Genomic DNA, 2639 nt, shown 5'->3' on the forward strand with positions numbered 1-2639 from the left:
AGGGGTGGAACATCGCGTCCAGCAGCGCCGGATGCAGCCCGAACCCCGCCACCTCCACCTCGTCGTCCACCGAGACCTCGGCGAACAGCTCCCCGTCCCGGCGCCAGACTCCTCGCACGCCCTGGAACACCGGACCGTACTCGTAGCCGAGATCGGCCAGCCGCTCGTACCCGCCTTCGAGCGCCACCACCGACGCCCCCGCAGGCGGCCACACCCCCGCCCAGTCGCAGGTGCCTGTCGCACCGCCGTCCACGGCCACGGCTCCGGAGACGTGGCGGGTCCACGCGGCCTCGTGGTCGTCGGCCGGGCGGGAGTACACCCGTACGGGCCGCGTGCCGGCGTCGTCCGCCCGCTCGACGACGACCTGCAACGCCAGCGCGCCCTGCTCCGGCAGCACCAGCGGCGCCTCGAACATCAGCTCCTCGACGAGGTCGCAGCCGAGCTGGCCGCCGGCCTCAAGGACGAGATCGACGAAGGCCGCGCCCGGCAGCACGGTCGCGCCGAGCATCACGTGGTCGGCCAGCCACGGCGAGCCGGTGACCGACAGGCGGCCGGTGAACACCGTCGTACCGTCGTCGGCGACGTCGACCACGGCCCCGAGCAGGGGGTACCCGAGCCCGCGCAGCCCGGCCGACGAGACGCCCGCCGCACGTACCGGGGGGTAGAGCCAGAAGCGCTCGCGGTCGAACGCGTACGTCGGAAGGTCGACGTCCGTGCCGCCCGACAGCGCGGGCCAGTCGACGGCCACGCCCGCCACGCACGCCTGCGCGAGGCAGGCGACCAGCGCGTCAGGCTCGGGCCGCTGCCGCCGGTTGAGGGAGATGACCGAGGCGTCCTGCGCGGTGACGCAGTCGTGGGCCATGCCGGACAGGACCGCGTCCGGCCCGACCTCGATGTAGGCGCTCACGCCGTCGGACTCCAGCCGCCCGATCATCGCGTGGAACATGACGGGCCGGCGGACCTGTTCGAGCCAGTACTCCGGCTCCGTCCAGGAGGCGTCCCCGCCGAGGTTGGTGGCGAACGGGATCCGCGCCTCGCCGAAGTCCACGCTCCCCAGCTCGGCGGCGAACTCGGCGAGCATCGGCTCCATCAGCGGGGAGTGGAAGGCGTGGCTGACCGGAAGCCGCCGGGTGCGCCGGCCGAGCTCCCGCCACTCGTCGGCCACCGCGAGGCACACCTCCTCCACGCCGGAGACGACCACGCCGGTGGGGCCGTTGACCGCGGCGATCCCCACCAGGTGCTCCTGGCCGGTCAGGGTGGGGGCGACCTCGTCCTCGGCGGCCTCGATGGCGACCATCGCGCCGGGCTCGTCGAGCGCCTGCATCAGGCGGGCGCGGGCGGTGATCAGCCGCGCGGCGTCGGCCAGCGACCAGATCCCCGCGACGTGCGCGGCGGCGAACTCGCCGACCGAATGCCCGGCCACGAAGTCGGGCGTGACGCCGAGGGACTCCAGCAGCCGGAAGGCGGCCACCTCGTAGGCGAACAGCGCCGGCTGGGTGTAACAGGTCTCGTTCAGCCGCTCCGCCTCGGGCGTGCCCGGCTCGGCCCACATGACCTCGCGCAACGGGCGGTCGAGGTGGGCGTCGACCGCGGCGCAGACCTCGTCGAGCGCCTCGGCGAACACCCGCGACACGGCGTACAGCTCGCGCCCCATCCCGAGGCGCTGCCCGCCCTGGCCGGTGAACAGGTACGCCAGCCTCGGCTTCTCCTGGGCGATCCCCTTGACCACCTCGGCCACCGGCTTGTCGCGCAGGTGGTCGCCGAGGCCCGCGATCAGGGCGTCGCGGTCGTGGCCGAGGACGACGGCACGATGCTCGAACAGCGAGCGGCCGGAGGCCAGGGAGTGCGCCACGTCGGCCGGGCGCAGGGTTTCGTCGGCGGTGACGAAGTCGTGCAGCCGGGCGGCCTGCGCGCGCAGCGACGCGGCGCTGTGTGCGCTGATCACCCAGGCCAGCGGGGCCGCGCCGGGGCCCGCCGTCACGATGGGCGGGGCGGCGGGGGTACTCGGCCGTTCTGGGGCCTCCTCCAGGATGACGTGGGCGTTCGTGCCGCCGATGCCGAACGACGAAACCCCGGACCGGCGCGGGTGGCCGTCGCGCGACCACTCGCGGGGCTCGGTCAGCAGCCCGACGCCGCCCGCCGACCAGTCGATGTGCGGTTCGCTCTCGTCGACGTGCAGCGTGCGCGGCAGCACCCCGTGCCGCATCGCCATCACCATCTTGATCACGCCGGCGACGCCGGCGGCGGCCTGGGTGTGGCCGATGTTCGACTTCACCGAGCCGAGCCACAGGGGACGGCCGGCGCGCCGGTTGCGTCCGTAGGTGGCCATGAGCGCCTGGGCCTCGATCGGGTCGCCGAGCCGGGTGCCCGTGCCGTGCGCCTCCACGGCGTCGACGTCGCGGGTGTCGAGGCGGGCGTCGGCCAGCGCCTGCTCCACCACGCGCTCCTGAGCCGGGCCGTTCGGGGCGGTCAGCCCGTTGCTCGCGCCGTCCTGGTTGACCGCCGATCCCCGGATCACCCCGAGGATCCGACGCCCGTTGCGCTGGGCGTCCGACAGCCGCTCCAGGGCCAGCACCCCCACGCCCTCGGCCCACGCCGCGCCGTCCGCCGTCGAGGAGAACGACTTGCACCGCCCGTCG

At 74.6% G+C, this 2639-nt stretch carries 1 protein-coding gene; it reads right to left on the reverse strand.

What is annotated here, in order from left to right; genetic code table 11:
* Nucleotides 1-2639: type I polyketide synthase (locus AB0B89_RS35905; RefSeq protein ID WP_358562105.1), on the reverse strand; the 2639-nt coding region annotated here is incomplete at both ends.

It is taken from the genome of Sphaerisporangium sp. NPDC049002, assembly GCF_040649355.1.
Taxonomy (GTDB): Bacteria; Actinomycetota; Actinomycetes; order Streptosporangiales; family Streptosporangiaceae; genus Sphaerisporangium.